The 21,574-nt window shown below is 41.9% G+C and carries 20 protein-coding genes and 1 pseudogene; 14 read left to right on the top strand and 7 right to left on the bottom strand.

Annotation, left to right across the window (positions count from 1 at the left end):
* Nucleotides 1-3 precede the first annotated feature (3 nt).
* Both P162_RS06060 and tsaB read left to right on the top strand, forming a co-directional pair.
* On the top strand, nucleotides 4-1,287 hold the full coding sequence (locus P162_RS06060; RefSeq protein WP_031426355.1) for an efflux RND transporter periplasmic adaptor subunit: 1,284 nt from the start codon (nucleotides 4-6) through the stop codon (nucleotides 1,285-1,287).
* Nucleotides 1,288-1,294: 7 nt separating this feature from the next.
* Nucleotides 1,295-1,975: a tRNA (adenosine(37)-N6)-threonylcarbamoyltransferase complex dimerization subunit type 1 TsaB gene (gene tsaB / locus P162_RS06055; RefSeq protein ID WP_031426354.1), complete on the top strand. Its 681-nt coding sequence runs from the start codon at nucleotides 1,295-1,297 to the stop codon at nucleotides 1,973-1,975.
* 34 nt (nucleotides 1,976-2,009) lie between these two features.
* Here the strand turns inward: tsaB and P162_RS06050 are convergent, their stop codons facing one another.
* Nucleotides 2,010-2,435, bottom strand: a complete 426-nt coding sequence (locus P162_RS06050; RefSeq protein ID WP_031426353.1) for a Rieske (2Fe-2S) protein — start codon at nucleotides 2,433-2,435, stop codon at nucleotides 2,010-2,012.
* A gap of 193 nt (nucleotides 2,436-2,628) precedes the next feature.
* On the opposite strand from P162_RS06050, the gene greA reads away from it, so the two are divergent.
* Together greA and P162_RS06040 are read left to right on the top strand one after the other, a co-directional pair.
* Nucleotides 2,629-3,105: a transcription elongation factor GreA gene (greA, locus tag P162_RS06045; RefSeq protein WP_031426351.1), complete on the top strand. Its 477-nt coding sequence runs from the start codon at nucleotides 2,629-2,631 to the stop codon at nucleotides 3,103-3,105.
* Nucleotides 3,106-3,249: 144 nt separating this feature from the next.
* A complete protein-coding gene (locus tag P162_RS06040; RefSeq protein WP_031426350.1) occupies nucleotides 3,250-3,642 on the top strand; it encodes an HIT family protein in 393 nt (130 codons plus the stop codon).
* 3 nt (nucleotides 3,643-3,645) lie between these two features.
* Here the strand turns inward: P162_RS06040 and P162_RS06035 are convergent, their stop codons facing one another.
* From P162_RS06035 to P162_RS06025, 3 genes are read right to left on the bottom strand one after another with little or no spacing between them, the layout of a single operon-like run.
* On the bottom strand, nucleotides 3,646-3,993 hold the full coding sequence (locus P162_RS06035) for a hypothetical protein (RefSeq protein WP_031426349.1): 348 nt from the start codon (nucleotides 3,991-3,993) through the stop codon (nucleotides 3,646-3,648).
* 20 nt (nucleotides 3,994-4,013) lie between these two features.
* Nucleotides 4,014-4,592: an NUDIX domain-containing protein gene (locus P162_RS06030; RefSeq protein WP_031426348.1), complete on the bottom strand. Its 579-nt coding sequence runs from the start codon at nucleotides 4,590-4,592 to the stop codon at nucleotides 4,014-4,016.
* Nucleotides 4,585-5,739 (bottom strand): sensor histidine kinase, encoded by a 1,155-nt coding sequence (locus tag P162_RS06025; RefSeq protein WP_031426347.1) that lies wholly within the window; start codon nucleotides 5,737-5,739, stop codon nucleotides 4,585-4,587. The genes P162_RS06030 and P162_RS06025 overlap by 8 nt, the downstream gene beginning before the upstream one ends.
* Nucleotides 5,740-5,927: 188 nt before the next feature.
* On the opposite strand from P162_RS06025, the gene P162_RS06020 reads away from it, so the two are divergent.
* The 3 genes from P162_RS06020 to aat all read left to right on the top strand — a co-directional run bounded on the left by P162_RS06020 (nucleotide 5,928) and on the right by aat (nucleotide 8,007).
* Nucleotides 5,928-6,818: a flavin reductase family protein gene (locus tag P162_RS06020; protein WP_031426346.1), complete on the top strand. Its 891-nt coding sequence runs from the start codon at nucleotides 5,928-5,930 to the stop codon at nucleotides 6,816-6,818.
* A 51-nt stretch (nucleotides 6,819-6,869) separates the two neighbouring features.
* Complete coding sequence (locus P162_RS06015) at nucleotides 6,870-7,244, top strand: DUF3127 domain-containing protein (RefSeq protein WP_031426345.1); 375 nt, start codon at nucleotides 6,870-6,872, stop codon at nucleotides 7,242-7,244.
* 109 nt (nucleotides 7,245-7,353) lie between these two features.
* Nucleotides 7,354-8,007 (top strand): leucyl/phenylalanyl-tRNA--protein transferase, encoded by a 654-nt coding sequence (gene aat, locus P162_RS06010; RefSeq protein ID WP_031426344.1) that lies wholly within the window; start codon nucleotides 7,354-7,356, stop codon nucleotides 8,005-8,007.
* Between the two features lie 121 nt (nucleotides 8,008-8,128).
* Here aat and P162_RS06005 read toward each other — a convergent pair whose 3' ends face one another.
* Nucleotides 8,129-8,698, bottom strand: coding sequence for a DNA-3-methyladenine glycosylase I (locus P162_RS06005; protein ID WP_031426343.1), 570 nt, complete (start codon nucleotides 8,696-8,698; stop codon nucleotides 8,129-8,131).
* 89 nt (nucleotides 8,699-8,787) lie between these two features.
* Between P162_RS06005 and P162_RS06000 the strand changes: the two genes are divergently transcribed.
* The 5 genes from P162_RS06000 (at nucleotide 8,788) to galE (ending at nucleotide 15,862) form a co-directional block, all read left to right on the top strand.
* On the top strand, nucleotides 8,788-9,420 hold the full coding sequence (locus tag P162_RS06000) for a thioredoxin family protein (protein WP_031426342.1): 633 nt from the start codon (nucleotides 8,788-8,790) through the stop codon (nucleotides 9,418-9,420).
* Nucleotides 9,421-9,707: 287 nt separating this feature from the next.
* On the top strand, nucleotides 9,708-10,712 hold the full coding sequence (locus P162_RS05995; protein WP_031426341.1) for an aldose epimerase family protein: 1,005 nt from the start codon (nucleotides 9,708-9,710) through the stop codon (nucleotides 10,710-10,712).
* A gap of 5 nt (nucleotides 10,713-10,717) precedes the next feature.
* Nucleotides 10,718-13,888, top strand: coding sequence for a glycerol kinase GlpK (gene glpK / locus P162_RS05990; protein ID WP_031426339.1), 3,171 nt, complete (start codon nucleotides 10,718-10,720; stop codon nucleotides 13,886-13,888).
* A 79-nt stretch (nucleotides 13,889-13,967) separates the two neighbouring features.
* A complete protein-coding gene (locus P162_RS05985) occupies nucleotides 13,968-14,753 on the top strand; it encodes an HAD-IIA family hydrolase (protein WP_031426338.1) in 786 nt (261 codons plus the stop codon).
* Nucleotides 14,754-14,839: 86 nt separating this feature from the next.
* Nucleotides 14,840-15,862, top strand: a complete 1,023-nt coding sequence (gene galE / locus P162_RS05980; protein WP_031426337.1) for a UDP-glucose 4-epimerase GalE — start codon at nucleotides 14,840-14,842, stop codon at nucleotides 15,860-15,862.
* A 732-nt stretch (nucleotides 15,863-16,594) separates the two neighbouring features.
* Here galE and P162_RS05970 read toward each other — a convergent pair.
* A pseudogene (locus P162_RS05970) lies at nucleotides 16,595-17,634 on the bottom strand (UDP-glucose--hexose-1-phosphate uridylyltransferase).
* A gap of 10 nt (nucleotides 17,635-17,644) precedes the next feature.
* A complete protein-coding gene (galK, locus tag P162_RS05965) occupies nucleotides 17,645-18,814 on the bottom strand; it encodes a galactokinase (protein WP_051907799.1) in 1,170 nt (389 codons plus the stop codon).
* A gap of 129 nt (nucleotides 18,815-18,943) precedes the next feature.
* On the opposite strand from galK, the gene P162_RS05960 reads away from it, so the two are divergent.
* Together P162_RS05960 and P162_RS05955 are read left to right on the top strand one after the other, a co-directional pair.
* Entirely contained in the window at nucleotides 18,944-19,648 is a 705-nt protein-coding gene (locus tag P162_RS05960) for an NUDIX hydrolase (protein ID WP_031426335.1), read from the top strand.
* Between the two features lie 93 nt (nucleotides 19,649-19,741).
* Complete coding sequence (locus tag P162_RS05955) at nucleotides 19,742-21,328, top strand: solute:sodium symporter family transporter (RefSeq protein ID WP_031426334.1); 1,587 nt, start codon at nucleotides 19,742-19,744, stop codon at nucleotides 21,326-21,328.
* Nucleotides 21,329-21,574 lie beyond the last annotated feature (246 nt).

Below are 21,574 nucleotides of genomic sequence, written 5' to 3'. Positions count from 1 at the left end.
AACATGAAAAAAAAGACTCTGATCATCATTATTTCTGTTGTTGTAGTGCTTGTATTAGTGCTGATAGGAGGAAAGAAAGCTGGCTGGTTTGGTAACTCTGGAGAATTTAAGCAGGTTGAGGTGCAACAGGTCAAAAAAATAGCACTCGAGGAAACTGTTGCCGCTACCGGTAAGATCCAACCGGAAACGGAGGTCAGTATTTCTTCAGAAGTGTCCGGTGAAATTATAGAGATGCCCGTTGTAGAAGGACAACAGGTAGAAAAAGGGGATTTGCTTGTACGCATCAATCCAGATTTAATTCAATCAGCACTTACACAGTCCAGGGCATCCTTGCAAAATATACAGGCCAATCTAGCACAGGCCACGGCCAGTGAAAAAAAGGCGAAATTGGATTATGAGCGCAGTGAACCTTTATTTAAAAAAGGGGTTATCTCAAAATCCGACTGGGATCAGGCGGTAAGCGATTATGAGATCGCACAGGCTAACGTAAAATCTTCCTATTACAATGTGCAAAGCGCAATGGCAAACGTAAAGCAGGCCCAAGATAACCTGCAGCGTACCGAGATTTATGCCCCCATAACCGGTACGATATCAAGTCTGGATGCAGAACTTGGTGAGCGGGTTGTAGGGACGGCGCAAATGGCCGGTACTGAAATTATGCGCGTGGCAGACCTTGGCAATATGGAGGTTGTGGTAGATGTAAATGAGAACGACATTGTAAAGATCAATATAGGCGATTCAACACGTGTAGAGGTAGATGCTTATTTGAAAAAGAAATTCAACGGCGTGGTTACAGAAATAGCCAATTCTGCCGAAGAAGGGCTCACTGCAGATCAGGTGACCAACTTTAAAGTGAAGGTGCGTATTTTAGAAAAATCCTATGCTGATTTAACGGAAGGTCAAAATTCAAGTTATTCTCCATTCAGACCGGGTATGACCGCAACTGTTGATGTAATTACCGCTAGTAAACCAGATGTGCTGGCCGTGCCCATAAGCGCTATTGTTATCAAAAGCGATACTACAAGTTCAAAAGGTCCTGGTGCGCAAGCCTCTTCTGCTCCCGTAAATGATGGAAAACAGTTTGAATGCGTTTTCATAAAACAAGGGGACGAATCAAAATTAAGAGTCATCAAAACCGGTATTCAGAATAATACTTTTATTGAGATTACCGAAGGCCTTAGTCCAGATGAAACGGTGATCACCGGTCCCTACACCCTGGTTACTAAAAACCTAAACGCTGGTGATAAAGTGGAGGTCGCTAAAAATGATGCACTAGCCGAGAATTAAGTATTCTATGTCCCTTATACTTTGCTTAGAAACAACAACAACAAACTGTTCTGTAGCTTTGTCCCAGATGGGTAAAACAATCGCGCTGAAAGAAGATTTGAGCGAAGGCTATTCTCATGGCGAACTTTTACATCAATATATTGCTGCAGTCCTCAAAGAAGCGGGTTATAGCCTCAAAGATCTTAATGCCGTTGCGGTAAGTAAAGGCCCGGGTTCCTATACGGGTTTGCGAATAGGGGTAAGCAGTGCGAAAGGATTGTGTTACGCACATGAGATTCCACTAATTGCCATTGAAACCCTAAAATCACTCGCAAGCCAGGTCAACCTTGAAGGAATACAAAATATTATCCCTTTGCTGGATGCGCGCCGTATGGAAGTATACAGTGCCGTTTATGATAGCGCCTTTGCAGAAATAAGGGAAACAAGGGCAGAAATTATTGACGAGAACTCTTTTACAGAATACCTTGATAGGGGAAAGACCGTTTTTATAGGGAACGGTGTAGAAAAATTTAAATCCATTTGCAAGCATTCCAATGCCCTGTTTATAATAGATGCGCTACCATCAGCACGGGAGATGGCTTCCTTGGCAGAACATGCATTCCAAGATAAAAAGATTGAAGATTTAGCTTACTTTGAACCCTATTATTTAAAGGATTTTATGGTTACCCAGCCTAAGAAAAAGTCTTAAGAATGCCTGTTTTCTGCTTTAAAGCACGAGTTTTTTAGTCGGTAATGGTGATTATATTTCCACTGGTAGAAGTTCTGTATTCAAGAAGGGGATAGCGTTTATCTTCCCCACGTGCCTGCCCTGTATACAGATTGTAAATCGTGTTCTCGCATGGGCAGGTGACCTCAATTCCGTTAAGTTTCATCGTAGAACAATCCTGTATGGGATGGTTGGGATCTGCAGCCTCCCAGGCGCGTGTCCCGGTTCCTGTGTTCACTACAAAAACACCCCGGTTCCCAGCATTGGCTACGTAAACGGCATTCCCGGCGAACTTTAATTCGCTGTATTGTGGTAGATTAGTATTCAGCTTTACGTTGAACTGTATGTTCGCAAGATTAGGATTGCGGTTGGTAATATTGTCCTCTTTAGAACAAGAGCTAAAAAAGATAATCGATAAAGTTAAAATAACTATTTTCTGCATAATACTGATCGGTTACAAGTTGTCAAATTAGAATAAATTAAGGTCAGGAACTAATAAATTCGTATATTAGCATCTATAAATCCCGTCTAAAAAATGGGATTTTTTATTTTTATATACCTCGATTGCGATTTAAAGAACCAGAGGCATTTCAACGGAAATTAAAGGCGCGCATTGTGCTTTAAAATATAAATTTATGAGTAAAGTATCGTACTATACTGAAGAAGGACTGAAAAAATTGAGGGATGAACTCAATAACTTGAAGGATGTGGAGCGGCCCAAAGCTTCACAGGCCATTGCAGACGCGCGTGACAAGGGGGATTTGAGTGAAAACGCAGAATATGATGCGGCAAAAGAGGCGCAGGGGATGCTTGAGATGCGTATTTCAAAAATGGAAGAAACTGTTTCCAATGCGCGCGTTATTGATGAATCCCAACTGGATACTTCAAAAGCGCTTGTGCATTCTACTGTGAAAATAAAAAACCAGACCAATGGGATGGAGATGAAATACAAACTTGTAGCTCAAAGCGAAGCAGATCTAAAAAACGGACTCATTTCTGTAGATTCTCCTATCGGGAAAGGCCTTTTGGGTAAAAAAGTAGGGGAAACGGCAGAAATACAAGTGCCTAACGGGGTAATGAAATTTGACATTCTTGAGATCTCACGTACGTAGTTTTCAGATTCCCAGGCACATTTAACAGAAGCTTTTAGCAGGAACGCTGCTCTTCGGCTTTAGATAGGGAAACAATTTTAACCATTCCAAACTGCCCATTAGCGTTAGTTTTTCAGTACTAAAATCACCTTATAGACCTTAAAAATGGCTTCCATATTCACAAAAATAATCAACAAAGAAATTCCCGCTACCATCGTTTATGAAGATGATAAGCATATTGCTATACTTGATGTGCATCCCAATGCTAAGGGACATACCTTATGTATTCCGAAAAAGGAAGTGAACAAAGTGTTTGACCTTGAAGAACAGGAATATATTGATCTGATGCTTTTTTCAAGAAAAGTGGCGAATGGATTGGAAAAATCCGTTTCCTGCAAGCGTATTGGGCTTTCTGTCATAGGGCTTGAAGTGCCCCATGTGCATGTTCATCTGATCCCTCTTTCTACAATGGAAGATGCGCGCTTTACATCAAAAGTCAAAGTTGAAGAAGAGGAAATGAAAAGCCTTGGCGCGACCATAAACAATAATATAGGATAAATCCTATTGCGTTTTTATGATTAAAAACGCTGCCCCTATACCTACGGTTATTACCCCTAAAAGTAAAATAAGTGAAAGGGGTTTGAACTTAAAATAAGGTTCTGGCGGTGCGGCCAGTTTCTTATTGTATTCAAATACACGTTCAATATCATCTGTCCATCGGGATGGAGGGATTATGGTATCGCAGGTCGTACAATACATTCTGGTTTTGACCTCTTCTGTAGAACGTTCAAAAAGTTTGTTTTTCTCGTTCTTATAAGAAAATACTAATGTAAGTCCATCTGAAGAATAGCATTCTGGGCAATTGCTTCTCAACTGGGCTTGTTTGTATTCTATAAAATCGACTGCCATAATTCTTAATTCAATGTTGCTTAAAAGATATGCAACTGTGCATACTGCAAAAGTACTATCGTTTTTGCATCTTTTATAGTCCCATCGCTCAAAAGTTGGATGGCTTTTGCAAAAGGCATCTCGTGTACAATTATATTTTCGGTCTCTTCTGCTGAGCCACCCCCACCTGAAACCTTTTGTGCACGCGTGTAGGGCGCGACAAAATAATGTAGGATTTCGGTAACTGCCCCAGGGGAAGAATACGCTTTGTAGATTTTAGTTATTTGATCTTCTTTAAGACGATAGCCCGTTTCTTCTTCAATTTCTTTAATAATTGCAGTTTTGGGATCATTGTCATCCAGCATGCCGGCACAGGCTTCCATCATTACCGCATCCTCTTTTTCAGTCATATAGACCGGCATCCTGAACTGTTCTGTAAGGATAATACTTTGCTGTTGCTGATTGTATAATAAAACTACTGCACCGTGGCCACGATCAAAAATCTCACGCTCCTGGTGTTCCCATTCATTATTGAGGTTTTTGTAGTCAAAACTCACTTTTTTGAGTATAAAATGACCTTTTGAGAGTATTTTTTCGTTAAAATTCTTGAGTTTATTCATCTGCTAATTTTAATGCAATTTGAAAAGTGGTGCCTTTATCTTTTTCACTGTGAAGCACTTTCACCTGGCCATCATGGTACTCTTCAATAATACGCTTCGCCAGTGACAATCCCAGACCCCATCCTCTTTTTTTTGTGGTATATCCAGGTTTGAATATACTATTGAACTTGTTTTTGGGTATCCCTTTACCTGTATCTGTTATACGTATTTTAGCATAACGTACATCGCGCGTGAGTACCAGTGTGAGCTTGCCTTTACCGCGCATGGCATCAATGGCGTTTTTGACAATATTCTCTACCGTCCAGGCAAAAAGTTCCGGGTTTAACTTTACAAGCAGCACGCCTTGCGGAAGATCTTTTTCAAAAACGACCAATTTTGAACTGCGTTTTGCCAGGTAGTCAAAGGCTTCTTCTGTTTCTGAAATAATATCCTTTTCTACTAAAATAGGTACACTCCCTATTTTAGAAAAACGCTCTGTTATGGTATTGAGGCGCTCTATGTCTTTATTGATTTCCGTCAGGTACTCGGGATTGACGTTTTCGGCCTTTAAAATTTCGGTCCAGCCTACGAGGGATGATAAAGGAGTCCCAATTTGATGTGCGGTTTCTTTGGCCATTCCTGCCCAGAGAAAGTTTTGTTCAGATGCCTTTGACGTGGCGTAAAAGAAATAGATAAGCAATATAAAAAGCACAACCACTATGATCAGGGCAATGGGAAAATACTTGAGTTGGTTGATTATGGGAGAATGGCCATAATACGCATACAACAGGTCGCCGTTCTCTATATCAATACGTATAGGTTCATTTTCCTCCTCCATATCTTTAAGGAGCTGTTTGTATTCCTCCTTGTTAGCTAGGATGTCCTCCGGAATATTGACACTATTGTCAAGCACTTCATTTTCGTCTGTGATGATGATAGGTATGGTCGTATTCTTACGGTTGATGAGGGTGTAGAGGTTGAAATATTCATTGGAATCTGCCGCGTTTATACCTTGCAGGGCGCGTGCCCAGATCTGCATCTTGTCACGTTCAGCCTGTTTCAATTGTCCAAAAAACAGGGAAACATTCCACAAGACCAGACCGGTAATCGCAAAGGCGGCAAAAATGATAAACCAGCGTGAAAAGCGCTGATCAATGTTGATACGCATAAAACTATTAATTAGGGGCGTGCGGTAATCCTGATTTTATGAAGGTGTACAATCAGTTGCAGAACATCTACAATACTAAAGTATCCTTTTAGATTAAATATAAAGTAAATCCCTTACAATTATTGTGCGGGATGCGGTTTTAAGTGCGGTACCATATGCCTATCTTTGCATAAATTATATTAAAAACCATGCATACCATAGACCCTAAAGCGGTTAGCGCTAAAGAACTTTATGGCCATCTTGCGGCGGCCGTGGGTCCCAGACCCATCGCTTTTGCAAGTACGGTTGATGCGCAGGGAAGGGTAAACCTCTCGCCCTATAGTTTCTTTAACGTGTTCAGTTCAAACCCGCCCGTGCTCGCATTTTCATGTGTAAGGCGCATGCGTGATGGCAGTATCAAACATACCCTTCAAAATATTGAGGCAACCGGCGAGGTGGTTGTGAATATCGTAAATTATAGTATTGTACAGCAAATGTCGCTCAGCAGTACAGAATATGACGAGGGCGTTGATGAATTTGTGAAGAGCGGACTTACCAAAACACCTTCTGAGCTTGTAAAACCACCCCGGGTTGCCGAAGCCCCCGTGCAAATGGAGTGCAAAATGCTTCAAATAATTGCACTGGGCGATGAAGGCGGTGCCGGCAACCTCATACTTTGTGAGGTGGTGAAGTTGCATATTGCTAACGACGTCCTTGATGGCGAAGGTAAAATTGACCAACATAAAATTGATCAGGTCGCACGTATGGGTGGTAACTGGTATACAAGGGCTAATCAGGGTATGTTTGAAGTGCCAAAACCCCTGAGCAAAAAGGGGATGGGCGTAGATGCCATGCCAGAAAATGTACGTAAAAGCGAGATCCTGACCGGAAACGATCTGGGCAAACTGGGAAATGTAGAGCATCTTCCAGGTAAAGAGGAAATTGAAGATTACCTAGAGGCCAATATTGACCTAAGACGACTTTCTGAGGCTGGGGATACAGCACGTTTGCACCGTAGAGCCCAGGAATTATTGCATGAGGAAGAGCCTTACGACGCCTGGAAACTTTTGCTCTCAGATAAATCAACGTTAACCAAATAAAAACAATCACCTTCGGGAAGTAACCGACGGACTAAAATTTAATAATCAGATATGGAAGTACAGGGAAAAATTAAATTAATAGGAGAGACACAGACCTTTGGCAGCAACGGTTTTAGAAAGCGTGAAGTTGTCGTTACTACAGAAGAGCAATATCCACAACCTATCATGGTAGAGTTTGTACAGGATAAAACTGACCTGCTCAATAGCTTTAACGTAGGTCAAAACGTAAAAATAGGTATCAATCTACGCGGTAGGGAATGGACGAACGCACAGGGGGAAACTAAGTATTTCAACAGCCTGCAAGGTTGGAGGATAGAGAATTTACAGCAAGGAGCCCCATCTGGTAATGTGCCGGCACCTCCAGCAGATCAGTTTGAGCCTGCTTCAGATTTTGAAGATGAGGATCATGATGACCTTCCATTTTAAGGTCCAATCTTTATAAGAATAGTTGAAAAGCTTTTTTGTCTCGGCAGGAAAGCTTTCATTGTTTTCTATAATCGGCCAATTTTATAATCTGGCCAAAACATATCTCATTATCATATATTTAGGTACAGCAGATCCTTTTCCAGATCCTGCGCTCGCAAATACAGAGGGTTTGCTGGCCGTGGGTGCAAACCTTGCACCTTCACGGTTGCTAGCGGCATATGCCCGGGGTATTTTTCCGTGGTACAATGCGGGTGAACCTGTTTTATGGTGGTCTCCTGATCCTAGGATGGTATTAAGACCAGAAGAAATCAGGATCACAAAATCCATGCGCAAAACAATGCGTGACGGCGATTGGGAAGTAACCTACAATACGCAGTTTTTAGAGGTGATCTTGCATTGCAAACGTATTCCCCGCGAAGGTCAGAACGGCACGTGGATCACAAATGAAATGGTAGAGGCTTATTTAAAATTGCACGAGATGGGACATGCCGATTCTGTTGAGGTCTGGCGTGAAGGCGAACTTGTGGGAGGTCTTTATGGTATCAACTTAAAAGACCGAAAAATTTTTTGTGGTGAAAGCATGTTCAGCAGGGTAAGCAATGCAAGTAAAGTGGCCATGATCAACCTTGCGCAAAACCTGGAATCTAAAAACTACAAACTTATAGATTGCCAGGTTTATAATCCACATCTAGAGCGCATGGGAGCCTACGAAATACCAAGGCATAAATTTTTGGATGTACTGCAAAGTGAGGATAGTTTATAAGGAACGCTACCCAGAGCGCGGGAAAAGTGTCAATTCCGAAATAGCCTTTAATTGATGATATAAATGCCCATAATTAGTCAAAAACCGACCTAAAACGGTTAAAATCCTCCTTATTTAGCGGCTATTTTTTTACTTCCGTTTGCCGAAAACATGTAAGTTCATGATCGTTTACAAGTCCGGTAGCCTGCATAAACGCATAAACCACTGTAAGTCCCATAAATTTAAAACCGCGCTTTTTTAGATCTTTGCTCAGCGCATCACTTTCTGGTCTTGTGGTAGGTGCCTCTTTGTAATTTGTTATTTCGTTCTGGAGCGCTTTTCCGTCAACAAAATCCCATACATAGTCTGAAAAGCTACCGTATTTCTTTTGGATTTCCATGAACGCCTGTGCGTTTGTAACAGCGGCTTTTACCTTGAGTTTATTGCGAATGATCCCTTCGTTTTGTAAGAGTTGGGCTATCTTTTTTTCATCATAATTTGCGATCTTTTCATAATCAAAAGCGTCAAAGGCTTTTTTAAAATTCTCGCGTTTGCGCAGGATGGTGATCCAGCTCAATCCAGCCTGAAAGCTTTCCAAAATAATAAATTCAAAAAAAACGCGGTCTTCCTTTACGGGAACGCCCCATTCGTTATCGTGATATTGCTCGTAGAGCGCATCGCCCAGACACCAGCCGCATTTGTGTTGGCTCATATTTAACAGATTTAGGGTTTAAAGATATTATTTTTGAGCCAGATTGAATCGAGAACAAGAAAGGTCTTAACTCAAAAGACAGGAATACTATGCAGCAAATATCTACGGCAGAATGTAAAGAACTGGTTGCCGAAGCATTGAAAGATGGAATCTCTTATGCCGAATACCGAACACTGGTAAACAATCATACAAATTCTTTTACGAGCACCGGGCACACCCAGGCGGAAGCACTTTCTAAATATACCGAACTTAACGACCGCAGGATGAAACGCGGGGACAAGCTTTTTAATCTTACACCGATACAGATCAGTGCCATGCAAAAATTGCAGCAGCCTGTTAACTGGCTGGTAATTACCGAAAGTTGGTGCGGCGACGCCGCCCATACCATGCCTGTGATGAACAAAATTGCCGAGTCTAACGAAGCTATAAATTTAAATGTGGTACTTCGGGATGATCACCCACAGCTTATGAACGCGTTTTTGACCCAGGGCAGTAAATCAATCCCAAAATTGATCGCACAGGATCCTGTTTCTGAAGTGGTTCTCTATACCTGGGGCCCGCGTCCTGAACCAGCAGCTGCCATGGTAGTGGAATGTAAAAAATCCTACGGAACGCTCCCTCCTGAATTTAAGGAGGATCTGCAGCAATGGTACAATAAGGATAAAGGGCAGGCAACCGCCGAAGAACTTATCGCACAATTGCAGGAAATCAATCAGATTTAAAAGGTTTTTGCCCTGTTTTAGCCGATAATAGTGCGTTTTTCAGTAGTTTTATTTTAATAATTCGGTCTCAAAAGAATTTGGCCGAATTGTTCTTCTTATGATAATTGGTTATCCCTAAAAGGTCTTTTCATTTCTGAATATTTTTAAGGTGTATGATGTAGCGTTCCTCCAAAGTGCTCATTAAATAACGCGTGCTTTTATTTTTGATTTTGTGAATTATGTATTTTTCGGTTTCTGAATCTTTGTTCAAACCGTATCTTTAACTCAACAATTTTAAAAAGAAACCATTGACTAAAGATTATTTTGGCACCACAAAGACCGGAGAAGAAGTTTATCGTTTTTGCCTAATTTCAGAGAACGGTATCCAGGCACACGTACTTACTTACGGCGCGATCATTCAGAAATTATTGATTCCAAAAAAAGATGAAGGGTTCATAGATGTTGTATTAGGATTCAATAAACTAGAACAATATGAAGAAGAGAATCCATTTTTTGGCAGTATTGTAGGCCGAAATGCCAACAGAATCGCAAATTCTGAAATTTTTATAGACGGCGAGAAGATAGACCTTATCGCTAATGAAGGTATAAACCAACTGCATGGAGGTGTTGAGGGTTTTGGGAAGAAAAACTGGGATTACGAATTTGAAAATGAAAAGCTGATCCTTACCCATACCAGTCCTGATGGCGATGAAGGATATCCAGGAAACCTACAGGTAAAATTAAGTTTTGAATGGCAAGAGGATACGCTTGTTCTCAATCACCAGGCAGTAACCGATAAAAAAACGGTGGTCAATCTCACCCGTCACGAGTATTTCAACCTTTCAGAAGATTCAAACATCCTGGGACATCATTTAATGATCAATGCAGATCAATACCTTCCTAAGAAAGAAGATGGCATTCCCACCGGCGAACTAAAATCAGTCGAAGGCTCGGTCATGGATTTGCGAAAATCAGCTGTTTTAAGCGATAAATTGACCAATATAGAAGGTGGTTTTGACCATAATTTTGTGCTTAATGATCGCAAAATTGACGAAGCAGCCGCAGTTTTGATAGCTCCGCAAAGTGAGGTTTCCCTGCATTTATATTGCACGCAGCCGGGCCTGCAGTTTTTTAGTGCAGCAAATATAGGGGAATGGCAGGGTAAATATGGTACTATTGAAGCCCAGGCCCCAGCACTCTGTCTGGAGGCACAGCATTTTCCAGATACACCGCACAACGACCATTTTCCCAGTACGGTACTTGAGCCGGGCGACATTTATGAGCAGGAGATAAAATATCAATTTAAGATTTAGCAATCATGAGCAAAAAGTACGTCATTGCCTTTGATCAAGGTACAACCACTACTGGAGCGATCCTTTTTAACGTTAAAGGGGAGATCGTTCATATGGCCCAGAAAAAATTAAAACAATATCATCCACAATCGGGCTGGGTAGAACATGACGCACTAGAGATCTATGAAGATCAGAAAGCAGTTTTTGAGGAAGTGCTTGAAGAAACGAGGGTGGAACTCACAGAAATTGCGGGTATAGGTATTACAAATCAGCGGGAAACCGTTGTGGTATGGAACAAAAAAACCGGAACGCCTATTTATAAAGCGATCTGCTGGTTAGACAAGCGTACCGAGGGTATATGCGCAGCCATGCGGGAACGGGGATTGCAGCGGGAAATCTTAAAAAAGACGGGCCTAGTTATAGATAGTTATTTTTCGGCGACAAAAGTAAAATGGATTCTTGATAATGTCAAAGATGCCAGAAAACAAGCCGAAAATGGCGAACTTCTTTTCGGCACCATAGACAGTTGGTTGATCTACAAATTCACGGGAAATCATTTTACGGATCATACCAATGCCAGCCGCACGATGCTCTACAATATAAACGATCTTACCTGGGACAAAGAGCTGCTTGAAGAATTCGATATACCACGGTCCATGCTTCCGCAGGTGCGGGAGTCGGCATCAGATTATGGCAATATTATCTATAACGAGCATCCCATTGCCATTTATGGCGTGGCCGGTGACCAGCAGGCTTCCCTGTTTGGACAAGGCGGGCACAAGTCGGGAATGGCTAAAACCACCTATGGTACGGGTTGTTTTATGCTACTGAATACCGGCAAAAAACCCTATCTATCACAAAACGGACTCCTCACTACCCTTTGTTGCACAATCGAGAATGAAAGCGTTAAATATGCCCTTGAGGGAAGCGTTTTCGTGGGGGGTGCGAGTATAGAGTGGCTCAGGGATAGCCTGGGTCTTATAAAAGAGGTTGCCGAAACACAGGAGATTTGTTTTAAAACCCAGACCCTGGACGAGCTGTATTTTGTGCCCGCATTTACCGGCCTGGGCGCGCCTATCTGGGATGCGAGCGCTAAGGGTACTATGCAGGGACTCACTTTTAATACCGGAAAGAATGAAATCATAAAAGCCACTGTTGAGGCCATGGCTTATCAGGTTAAAGATGTGATCACCGCAATGATCCAAGACAGTGGCAAACAGTTAAAAGTGCTCAAAGTAGATGGCGGTGCAAGCGCAAACGATTACCTAATGCAGTTTCAGGCAGATATTATGGATGCGGAGATAGACCGCCCAGAAATGCTCGAAGTTACTGCGCTGGGCGTAGCGTTTTTAGCAGGGATAAAAGCCGGACTTTGGACTAAAAAGGAAGTTTCTGGCATTAGAAAGGTGAACCGTATTTTTGAACCCCAATTGAATACGCACGAGCGAAAAAAGAAAATCCACGGTTGGGATCTTGCCGTATTGAGAACGCGTTCTGGCTACGCCGAAAGTCTTGAGAAGGAAGACTCTCCCTTACGTTTCAGTGTTATGGATAGGGAACGGTATATCTATAGGGCACAAAAGACAGAATTTGACCTGGTGATCATTGGAGGCGGGGTAACCGGGGCAGGTATTGCGCTGGATGCCGTTTCCCGCGGACTCAGCGTTTGCGTGGTAGAAAAGAACGATTTTGCTTCGGGAACCAGTAACAAATCCACTAAACTTGTACATGGTGGACTGCGCTATTTAAAACAAATGGAGATAGGTCTGGTGAAAGAATCAGGCACAGAACGTGCCATCGTTCATAAACTTGCGCCACATCTAATTGTGCCAGAAAAAATGCTTTTACCGCTCATAGAAGGCGGGCAATATGGTAAAATATTGACTTCCATAGGGCTAAAAGTCTATGATTTACTGGCCAATGTTGAGGAAAAGGATAAGCGCAAAATGCTGGATAAGGAACAAACGCTGGCACTTGAACCCATGCTTGACGCGCAGCACGTACTGGGAGGAGGCTATTATGCGGAATACCGTACAGATGATGCCCGCCTCACCATTGAATTGCTAAAAAAAGCCGCAGGATTTGGTGCTATCTGCCTCAATTATTGTGAGATGGAAGATTTCGTTTACGATTACAAAGGGAAAGTTATAGCCGTAAAATGTAAAGACCACAATAGCAAAAAAAGTTTTGAGATCGAGGCGCATTCGTTTGTTTCTGCCGCAGGGCCATGGGTGGATCAAGTACGTAAAAAAGATAAAAGCATGAACAATAAGCACCTGCACCTTACTAAAGGCGTGCATATTGTTTTTCCGAAGGAAAAGTTACCCGTGGCGCAGTCGCTTTATTTTGATGTTCCAGATGGGCGCATGATTTTTGCCATTCCGCGTGGGCGGGTTACCTATGTGGGAACTACAGATACAGATTATAATGGTGACCTGGATCATGTAGTAGCCACAGAGGCTGATGCCAAATACTTGATAGATGCCGTTAATAATACGTTCCCCAATATTGAGCTAAGTATAGAAGATATTGAATCCAACTGGGCCGGTCTGCGACCTTTGATCCACGAAGAGGAAAAAGATCCTTCAGAACTTTCCCGTAAAGATGAGATCTTCATAAGCAAAAGCGGACTTATTTCTATCGCCGGTGGAAAGCTTACGGGCTACCGTAAGATGGCGGAGCGCGTCAATGAAACGGTGATAAAAAAATTGCACGATAAGCAAAGCAGGACGTTTGACCCGCCGCGAACAGAGCATATTACGCTTACATCCCACCATTTGCGAAATTCAAGAGAGGTAGGACTTTATCAAAACCAGCTGGAACTTGAATTTGAAAAATTACAGATAGAAGATGCTGGGTACCTGTCCTGGTATTTTACCGCGACCTATGGTAAACAAACTGATGTGATCAAAAAGAAGATCAATTTTTTTCTCAATCCCGATGTAGGGGAGCGTTTGGTGCGTGCGGAGCTTTGGTATTGTATCCACTATGAAATGGCGAATAGCCTGGCAGATTTTTTTGTACGCCGTACGGGAAGGCTATATTTTGATATTGCAAGTATTGTAAAAAACCGAAAGCTAGTACTTCAGGATTTTATAGATTACCTTGATTGGGATGAAAAACGGGTCATTGCTGAAAATGAAAAGCTGGATAGGCTTTTATATGATGCCACGCATTTCTACGAAAAAGAGTATTAAAACAATGATTTACGTTTAAAATACACGATTATTACGATTAAAAGCTATTTTTACGTTTAACCTAATACGATAAACTATTATGGACAAAGGTTTTCTTATAGATATGGATGGAGTGATTTACAGTGGTAATGACCTTATTCCCGGTGCAGATACATTTATCGCCGAACTCCAGAAAAAAGGGATCCCCTTTTTGTTCATGACAAATAACAGCCAGCGTAGTCCCATAGATGTGGTCAATAAATTACGACCCATGGGTATAAAGGTTACCGAAGAAAATGTTTACACCAGTGCGATGGCTACCGCCTGGTTTTTAAGTTTTACCCATCCTGATGGTACAGCGTACGTCCTGGGCGAAGGTGGTCTTATCTCCAGTCTGCACAATAATGGTTATTCCTTGGTAACCCAGGATCCTGATTATGTAGTTATAGGGGAAGGTCGCAATTTTACCCTGGAAATGGCCAATAAAGCGGTAGATATGGTGTTGGGCGGTGCCAAATTGATCGCCACAAATCTGGATCCTTCGCCAAAGAAAATAGGATGGTCCAATCTTGGGATCAAAGCGATCGTGAAAATGATTGAAGAAGCCACGGGAAAGCGTGCTTTTTCTGTTGGAAAACCCAGTCCGGTGATGATGCGGGCGGCACGTAAAAAATTAGGCCTTACCACAGACCAGACCATCGTCATAGGTGACACGATGGATACTGACATTCTGGGTTCTATACAGATGGGTTATAAAACCATTATGACGTTATCTGGGGTCTCAAAGAGGGCAGATCTTGATAATTATGCCTTTGCGCCAGATATGATCATTGATTCTCTAAAGGATTTTGATCTGGACAAAGCGCTGGCAAAGCTTTCCGAATAGAAAGCAGCGCAGAAGTTAAGGAATGAAGAATTGAAAAGCGGAGCTGTTAAAACTTTAGGCTCAAGCATAATTTAAAAGGAAATATCGTGAAAATTTTAGTTACTGGCGGCCTTGGATTTATAGGCTCACATACCGTTGTTGAATTGCAAAAAAAAGGTTTTGAAGTTGTCATAATAGACAACCTTTCCAACTCTTCCAGGGATGTACTTGACGGAATAACCAAGATTACCAACAAGAAACCAGAATTCATTGAAATGGACCTTCGGAATAAAACCGATGTTAGCGCTTTTTTCAAAAAACATGAAGATGTATCTGGGGTGATCCATTTTGCGGCTTCCAAGGCAGTAGGTGAAAGTGTGGAAAAACCACTTTTATATTATGAAAACAATTTGGGCACCCTGATCTATATACTTCAGGAACTTAGTGAAAAGGCGGAAAGTTATTTTATTTTTAGTTCGTCGTGTACTGTTTATGGTCAGGCAGATGAACTTCCCATTACGGAATCAGCTCCCGTAAAACCGGCAGAATCCCCTTACGGAAATACCAAGCAGGTGGGTGAGGAAATCATTCGCGATACCTGTAAGGTTAAAAAAGAATTGCAGGCCATCGCACTGCGGTATTTTAATCCGGTAGGGGCACATGAAAGTGTGGAAATTGGCGAACTTCCATTGGGCGTTCCTCAAAATTTGATTCCTTATATTACGCAAACAGGGATGGGAATGCGCGATAAACTTTCGGTTTATGGCGACGATTATCCTACTCAAGATGGTACTGCCGTACGCGATTATATTCACGTTGTGGATCTGGCAAAGGCACATGTAATTGCCCTACAGCGCCTTATAGACAATAAAAATGAGTCTAATTACGAGGTTTTCAACATCGGGACCGGTACCGGCAGTTCTGTACTTGAGGTCATCAAGTCCTTCGAAAAGGTTTCCGGAAAGGATTTACCTCATGAAATTGTAGGACGTCGTGAAGGCGATGTGGTCGCTGCTTATGCTGATACGACCAAAGCCAATGAAACACTGGGCTGGAAAGCAGAGAAAACATTAGACGATGCGCTTACTTCCGCTTGGAAATGGGAGCAGAAAGTAAGGGCTAAAAAGTAGGTTATAGGTTGGGGCGATAAGGATTATGTTTCATGTTTAGATTGACTTGGGCGTTACCCTGCGGGTCGGGCTTTTTGTTGCAATCTTTTTGTTCGTTGCCTCACAAAAAGGATTTCCACTTCAATCCCTAACGCGGGATTGGGTTTGCTTTTCTTAATGCATAAATTTGGATTGTTTGGGCGTTACCCTGCGGGTCGGGCTTTTTGTTGCAATCTTTTTGTTCGTGCCTCGCAAAAAGGATTTCCACTTCAATCCCTAACGCGGGATTGGGTTTGCTTTTCTGAATTCATAGATTCAAATTGTTGTGCGTTTCTCTTTGGGTCGGGCTTTTTGGTGCAATCTTTTTGTTCGTGCCTCACAAAAGGATTTTCATGGCAATCCCTAACGCGGGATTAGGTTAGCTTTCTGAATACATTGATTTAAATTGTTTGGGCGTTACCCTGTGGGTCAGGCTTTTTGTTACAATCTTTTTGTTCGTTGCCTCACAAAAAGGATTTCCCACTTCAATCCCTAACGCGGGATTGGGTTAGCTTTCTTAATGCATTGATTTAAATCGTTTGGGCGTTACCCTGCGGGTCGGGCTTTTTGTTGCAATCTTTTTGTTCGTTGCCTCACAAAAAGGATTTCCACTTCAATCCCTAACGCAAAAAAAAAGATATTTTGGGATGGTTTTCAAAAAAAAATATTCCTTGAAAACTGGTGAAAACGGATTTTTTTTAGATCAATTTCAGCCTAATTTGCCTTTGAATAATGCTTTTTTGGTAATTGCCTTAAGGTTTTCGCAGCCATTTCTGCGGTGATATCGCGTTGAGGTGTGGCAAACATTTCATAACCTACCATGAATTTTTTTACGGTTGCAGAGCGCAAAAGGGGTGGGTAAAAAGACATGTGAAAATGCCATTCTGACCTATCCTGACCATCAGTTGGGGATTGATGTATCCCAGACGAATACGGAAAAGATATGTTGAACAAATTGTCGTACATGGTTGTCAACTGCTTTATGATCTTAGCATAATCCTTTGTTTCAGCATCATTTAAACTTAGGATATTGCGATGCTGCGTACGGGGTATGATCATCGTTTCATAGGGCCAGACTGCCCAGTAGGGTATGAGTGCGACAAAAAACTCCGTTTCGATCAGGATACGTTCCTTGAGTTCCAGTTCTTGTTTGAGATAATCACCTAATAGGCTAGTGCCATTGTTGTCCCAATATTCTTTTAGTTTTTCGCACTTTTTTTGAACTTCCTGGGGGATACTGCGCTGCGCCCAGATTTGCCCATGCGGGTGCGGATTGCTGCATCCCATCATCGCACCTTTGTTTTCAAAAATCTGCACATGGTTGATATCTTCCTGTTTTCCCAGTTCCTTAAATTCCTTTTGCCAGAGTTCTACGACTTTTGTAATCGCATCTTCTTCCATAACCGGAAGTGTCTTTGAGTGATCAGGTGAAAAACACAATACACGACAAGTTCCTGATTCGGTTTCGGCCATTAATAGACCGTCTTTGAATTTTTCAAATGGGACCTCTTTTTTAATGCTGCAAAATCATTGGTAAAAGCAAAAGGTTCTGTGTATTGAGGGTTGTGCTCCCCACCGGCACGTTCATTTCCGGGGCATAAATAACAGCTGGGATCATAGTTGGGTCGATCTTCCACTATTAATTCTTCCTCCTTACCCTGCCAGGGACGTTTTGCGCGATGTGGGGAAACCAGAATCCATTCCCCGGTTAGGATATTATATCTACGGTGCGAATTATCATTAAAATCGATCATTTTTTAAAGTTTAAAGGTTGTTTTCTAAAACAGTGGTTCCCTCTGCGGGAATGGTTGTAAATGCGGTCAATGCAATATTGAATTGGGCGAAATAAGCTTTTGAAACTTCATCAATATAATCATCTACGGCATTTTCGTGAATAAGGTTTATGGTACAACCGCCAAAACCGCCACCCATCATACGGCATCCAAGTATCTGCTCGTGCGATCGTGAAAAATCGGTTAGAAAGTCCAGTTCCTTGCAGCTTACTTCATACTGACTTTGCAATCCTTCATGAGAGGCGTACATCAACTGGCCAAAGGTGTTGAGGTCATTATTCCTAAGGGCTTCCGAAGCTTTTAGTACACGCTCGTTCTCCTGTAAGACGTAGCTGCAACGTCTATAGATCACATCATCCATTTTATTTTTGCATTGTTTAAGCTGGACAATACTTACATCCCGAAGTGAGTTTGTATTTTCATAATCTTGCTGAAGTATGGCGATGCCCTGCTCACATTCCTGGCGGCGCACATTGTACTCACTACTGGCCAGGTTATGGGCAACATTCGTATTGAGAAGCAGCAATTTATAAGGTGCAATATCAAAGGGGAGGAGTTCATATTCCAGACTCTGGCAATCCAGTTTGATCACGTGCGCATCTTTGCTCATCACAGAGGCAAACTGATCCATAATGCCACATTTAGTACCCACATAATTGTGTTCTGCGCTTTGGGACAGTTTAACGATCTGCAGTTTTTCCAGCTTGAGGTCAAAAAGTAGGTTTAGGCCAAAAGCGAGACCACATTCCAGAGCGGCAGATGAGCTAATGCCAGCGCCCACGGGCAGATCGCTTGTAATTATACAATCAAATCCTTTTAGGGTTTTGCCCAGTTTTTTGATTTCTTCAACAACGCCAATGAGGTATTGCGTCCATTCCTCGCGGTCTGGATCTGGTACATTTATATCAAAGCTTACCGAAGCGTCATAATCAATACTGGTGATGTTACATTGATCAGATCCATTTGACTTTAGATAAAAAAGTATCTTCTTATCTATTGCCGTAGGCATAACAAAACCATTATTGTAATCTGTATGTTCGCCTATAAGATTAACGCGTCCAGGTGAATTAATGACGATTTCTGCCTTAAAATTGTCTAATTTATCCTGTTTTTTCTGATTATTGGATAGTTTTTTCAACACTTTGATTTTATAATTGCACTGGTAACCAATGTAACCCCAAATGTAGCTAAATTTATTAAGCGTAATATATACGTTTAATATTGATTATATAAAAATTTTATCTTTGCCCCATTAATCACCTTTGTACAAATGAGTTTAAAGCAACAGCAAGACTGGTATGAGCACCAGCAGAAAATACATATTGCCGTGGATTGTATTATTTTCGGTTTTTATGAAGGAAAATTAAAGCTACTTGTTTTTAAGCGAAAAATTGAGCCTTTAAGTGGAAAATGGTCTCTTCTGGGCAGTTTTGTTAAAAGTACCGAAGATGTAAAAAGTGCCGCGGAGCGGGTTTTGTACGAGCTTACGGGCCTGGAAAAAGTCTATTTGAAAGAACTTAAAAGCTATAGCGATATCAATCGTGATCCCGGTCAGCGGTGTATTTCAATTGCGCATTATGCACTCATCAATGCAGAAGGGCAAGATGCTAAAACAGCAAAAGATCACAGCGCACAATGGTTTACCATAAAGGAATTGCCAGAACTCGTGCTTGATCATAATATTATGGCACAAGAAGCGCTTGATGCCTTAAAAAAAGAGGCGCGTTACCAGCCCATAGGTTTTGAACTTCTTCCAGATCTATTCACCATACCGCAATTACAGGCGCTTTATGAGGCTATTTATGATAAAACTTTAGATTCGAGAAATTTCAGAAAAAAAGTAATTTCCTTTAATTTCCTGATCAAAACCGATGAAAAAGATCATAGTAGTTCAAAAAAAGGCGCTTATCTCTATCGTTTTGATGAATACAGATACCGGGAGTTAGTCGCCTCTGGCTATGATTTTACGCTGTAACCAAACGGAACGATCGTTTTTTTAATATCTTGTTCTGCTTTTCAGTGATCCACTTTCATGTAATGAAAGCGTAACGCTTAAATATTCAATTTTATGGCAATTATTTCCTTTCTGGCTTTTACCATTTTGGTAGCGGTTATTTCCTGGTGGTCTGTGCGTACTACAGATGAAACTTCTTCAGATGGCTACTTTCTGGGTGGTCGCAGTCTTACCGCAGTTGTGATCGCAGGATCTTTACTGCTTACCAATCTTTCTACGGAACAGATCGTAGGGCTCAACGGCCAGTCATATACCGAAGGACTTCCGGTCATGGCCTGGGAAACGCTTGCCGCAATTGCTATGGTGATCACCGCGATCTTTTTATTGCCGCGTTACCTCAAGGGCGGTTTGACCACGGTACCGCAATTTCTCGAGCGGCGCTATGATACATTTACGAAGGCCATGACCTCCGGACTCTTTCTTTCTGGTTATGCGATCGTTTTGTTGCCTATTGTGCTTTATTCTGGATCCCTGGCCATTGTGACCATGTTTGATATGCCGGCTAAATTTGACATAAGTGAAACCACCGCGTTGTGGATCTGTATATGGGGAATTGGTATTATTGGTTCTATTTATGCCATTTTTGGAGGTTTAAAGGCCGTTGCCGTATCGGATACCATTAATGCTGTGGGCTTGATCATTGGCGGTCTCATGATCCCTGTTTTTGGACTACTGGCGGTGGGAGACGGTGATATGATCGCGGGAATAGATATCCTAATGGAAGAAAATCCCGAAAAATTTGTCGCTATGGGCGGTCCGGAATCCACGGTTCCTTTTTCGACAATTTTTACGGGTATGATGCTGGTTCAGCTGTTTTACTGGGGTACAAACCAGGCGATCATACAACGCGCACTTGGTGCTAAAAACCTGGCGGAAGGACAAAAAGGGCTGCTACTGGGTGCATTTGTGAAGGTTTTGGGACCTCTTATCGTGGTTTTACCGGGTATCATCGCCTTCCATATTTTTGAGGGTAACCTTGAGAATGCAGACCAGGCTTATCCTGCGCTGGTACGCGAGGTTTTGCCACTTTCACTGGTGGGCTTTTTTGCTGCGGTACTTTTTGGTGCGATCTTAAGTTCATTTAATAGCGCGCTAAACAGTTCTGTAACCCTTTATGGTGTGGATATTTACAAGCAATACGTCAATAAGGAGGCTTCGGAAAGGGAAATCGTAAAAGCAGGAAAATCCTTTGGGATCATACTGGCACTGATTTCTATGATTGTGGCTCCTTTTATTGCAAATGCTTCAAAAGGGCTTTTTGGTTATTTGCAGGAAGTAAATGGATGTTATAGTATTCCCATTTTGACAATCATTGTGGTGGGATATACCACAAAACGAGTACCCGCTATTGCGGCAAAAGTTGGGTTGATTTCTGGCGTTGTACTTTACAGTATCAGTCAGTTTATATTGAAACCTTATGTTTTTGGAGAAGAGAATTACCCGCATTACCTGCACGTAATGGCGATTCTCTTTGTGCTCAACATTATCATAATGCTCGTGATAGGTAAAATGTACCCACGTGATGAAGATTATGAACTACAATATACCAATGAAGTGGATATAAATCCATGGAAATATGTAAAGCCCGTAGGCATCGCGATCTGCCTTGTTGTTGTCTGCATTTATGTTTACTTTAAATAGACATGTAAATCTGCTTAAATACACCAAAAAACGCCTCTAAAACCTGATTTTAGAGGCGTTTTTTAGTCTTTTAAGGCTAATTATCTAGCCTTGTTAATACTGATATTGTATTCGCTAGCGTTAAAACAATCCTATGCTTTAGAAACGAATCTCGCGTTAGGGATTGCCTAAAATTTGTTTGTCCCTTCCGGGAGGAAGCCTTTTTGTGAGGAACGAACAAAAAGATTGCAACAAAAAGCCCGACCC

Source organism: Flavimarina sp. Hel_I_48 (assembly GCF_000733945.1).
Classification (GTDB): domain Bacteria; phylum Bacteroidota; class Bacteroidia; order Flavobacteriales; family Flavobacteriaceae; genus Leeuwenhoekiella.
The sequence above is the reverse complement of the archived record's forward strand: the minus strand, read 5'-3'. Positions and strand labels throughout refer to the sequence as shown.